General features: G+C 27.0%; 1 pseudogene. It reads left to right on the top strand.

Annotated elements, in window-relative coordinates:
* Positions 1 to 76 precede the first annotated feature (76 nt).
* Positions 77 to 563 (top strand): annotated as a pseudogene (locus HCG76_RS18880) (IS21 family transposase); the annotation flags it as partial.

The following is a 563-nucleotide window of genomic DNA, read 5'->3' as shown; positions in this document are numbered from 1 at the left end:
TAAATAAATGATCATTTAAGAATGTAATAAAATAACTTTATAAAGTATAATTACCAAAGAGGAATCGGAGGTAATTATGATTATAAAAGTAAATGTTAATTCAGAAATTAAAGTTAATAGTTTAGTAGATCTTCATAAATTAAAAGTAATTATGGAGGTGAATAATTTGAAAGTTAATAAAAGTCAAATTGCAAGAGAACTTGGTGTGGATGCCCGTACCGTAGGCAAATATTTAAATGGATATGTTAAGCCAACAACTAGAAATAGAAAATCACCAATTGATGATTTTAAGCCTATTATACAATCTCTTTTAAGTGAAGAGTCAATTCAAGTATTTTACTATAAACGTGTTCTGTGGCAATATCTTAAAGATAATCATGGATTAGACTGTGCACAATCTTCTTTTAGAAGATACATATCTAATAATGTTGAATTTAATGATTATTTTAAACGTAGAAAAAAGGGCTACATATCTAATAAATCTACTATGAGATTTGAAACAGACAAGGGACAACAAGCACAATTAGATTGGAAAGAGAATATTGATTTTGTTTTAAGCACCG

The organism is Clostridium sp. K13 (genome assembly GCF_019734195.1).
Classification (GTDB): domain Bacteria; phylum Bacillota; class Clostridia; order Clostridiales; family Clostridiaceae; genus Clostridium.
Note: the sequence above shows the minus strand (reverse complement) of the source record. Positions and strands in the feature narration are given on the sequence as shown.